The organism is Thermogutta sp. (assembly GCF_014359955.1).
Lineage (GTDB): Bacteria > Planctomycetota > Planctomycetia > Pirellulales > Thermoguttaceae > Thermogutta.
The window spans coordinates 1-2,081 of record NZ_JACIYL010000768.1; the positions used below are offsets into that span (position 1 = coordinate 1).

3 protein-coding genes and 1 pseudogene are annotated in these 2,081 nt (G+C 56.6%); all 4 read right to left on the reverse strand.

The genetic code is table 11. The features are described from left to right. The coding region (locus H5U08_RS16765) for a 4Fe-4S dicluster domain-containing protein (protein ID WP_297035695.1) at positions 1–262 on the reverse strand (262 nt) is incomplete at its 3' end. Positions 263–265: 3 nt separating this feature from the next. Continuing rightward, positions 266–349: pseudogene (locus H5U08_RS19925) on the reverse strand (4Fe-4S dicluster domain-containing protein); the annotation flags it as partial. A gap of 26 nt (positions 350–375) precedes the next feature. After that, positions 376–1,617 carry an FAD-binding oxidoreductase gene (locus H5U08_RS16770; RefSeq protein ID WP_297035697.1) on the reverse strand — a complete coding sequence of 414 codons (1,242 nt, stop codon included), beginning with the start codon at positions 1,615–1,617 and terminating at the stop codon, positions 376–378. After that, positions 1,614–2,081 (reverse strand): FAD-linked oxidase C-terminal domain-containing protein (locus H5U08_RS16775; protein ID WP_297035699.1); only part of this gene is annotated, 468 nt, incomplete at its 5' end. The genes H5U08_RS16770 and H5U08_RS16775, both read right to left, overlap by 4 nt.

A 2,081-nucleotide genomic window follows, 5' to 3' on the forward strand; every position in this document is an offset into this window, starting at 1 on the left:
AAAAAGGAAAGACGTGAAACAGAAAGAATTTCTCACCCCATTTCAGGAAAACCGCCCGCTCGTTGATCAGGGACAGACGCACCGGTTCGAGAATGCGGCTGTATCTGACCCCTGACGGGCAGGCAGTCTCACATGCGCGACAATCCAGGCACAGCTCGATGTGTTGGACAGTCTTCCGATCAATCGGAAGCTGTTTTTGCAGAATCGCGTGCATCAGGTAAATACGGCCCCGAGGACTGTCCGCCTCCTGACGTAACTCCACAAATGTGGGACACCCCGAGGTGCACAGCCCACAATGGACACATCGGTGAATCTCCTCCATCGAATGTTCGTGCACTTGCACCGCCATTTTTTAAGCCGATTCTTTTTCTATTGCTATGCGAATATATATCGACCCGGATTGAGAATATGGGCCGGATCGCAAATGTCTTTCCACCGCTGGGCGTACACATGTCGTGGATGTGGTGATCCCCACACGACCGACGAGGGCCAATCGACCCCATCCGGCGTCCGGAGAATAACCACACGCGCCCCTTTCTCCTCCAATTTGTTTCTCAACGCCTGGACCTTCTCGACGGTAAACTCATCGGCAGCGTCAACGAGGAGAACCTGTCCACTGAAAAGGTAACCCCACCAGCGTGCACCAGTAAAAACCTCTTGAATGTGTGCCGTTATCATGGGCATTTGTGCCGGGAGCCCACCTATCTCGCAAACCGCGTGGCCGCCTGCCACCACCTCACTCTCAAGTGCCTGGTCGCTGACAGCGGAAGCGGCAAGAACCTTCCAGCCCTGCTGGCCTGCCAAAGAGGTCAGGGCGTCTTTTGCCAGGTCCACCTCCAAGCGATCACCTTCCAGCAGAAAAGTCGCCCCAACCCAACGCCGTCCCAATTCTTCCGCAAGGTGTAAATCAGGCTCTGTTAAACAGCTTTGATCAAAGATCATTACATCGGACAGACAGGGTAGGGGCAGGGCAGCGAGCGGCTGAAGAAACGCGTCACAAAAAGTGGCACGCCTCATTCCCACTGTCAAAAATTCGGAGACCTCCGGTTGGGGCCGGGTCATGAGCGTGGCCCGCGTGATGACCGCCAAACTCCCCCAGCTTCCGAGAAACAAACGCAAGAGTCGATAGCCGGCAGCATTCTTGACAACAGAACCGCCCAGGACCAGATGTTTTCCTTCACCAGTGATCACTTCAAGGCCCAGAACGGCCTCCGCCAGTCGGCCCCACCGCCAATCGCGAAAACGAGGAAATGGGCAGGCCAGAAGCCCGCCCAATTGGAGATCGCCTGGCAATCCACTCAACCCGGGAATCCATTGCCCGGCGGCGGACAGTGTCGCTTCGAGCTGCGCAACGGTGATTCCTGCCTCTGCGGTCAATGTCAACTCGGTGGGCTGGTAGTCGATGATTCTGTTCATGGGAGCGCACGAAATGGCCAACCCACTCTTTTCAGGACGGCTTCCCCACCGGGCCCGGAAGCCACTTCCCACCGTGTAAACTGCTTTGCCACGGCGTGCCGCATCCCGCACTACCTGACTCACTTCCTGGGATGTGGCAACCTCCTGCGCAGCTTCGATCGGCAGCCAGTTGTGGAAAAAACTCTCGGATGTCGAAATCATGCGTTCTTCTCACCCTTGACAACGGCGGCCTTCTCCTGACCGTTCGGCGGGATCACTTTACCCGGTGAGAGAATGGCATCCGAATCAAAAACTCGCTTCAGCGCTCGCATCGCCTCCAATACTTCCGGCGGATACAGTCGCTCCATGAAGTCGCGTTTCTCCAATCCCACGCCGTGTTCGGCGGTGATGCTCCCGCCCAGATGAATGCAGGCAGCAAGGATTTCGTGACTCGCGGACACCGTTCGTTTCACTTCATCTGGATTTTTCGGATCGTAAAGAAAAATGGGGTGAATATTACCGTCTCCGGCATGAGCCACGTTGACCACGCGAACATTCCAGCGACGTGCGATCTCCTTGACACGGGTGGCGACCTCAGGCAACTTGGTCCGCGGGACAACCCCATCCTGGATAAAGTACGCGGGGCTGAGCCGTCCCACCGCGCCCACGGCCGATTTACGACACTG

Coding starts and splice junctions, on each gene's coding strand:
- H5U08_RS16770 (WP_297035697.1), bottom strand. CDS start 1,617: ATGATTTCGACATCCGAGAGTTTTTTCCACAACTGGCTGCCGATCGAA.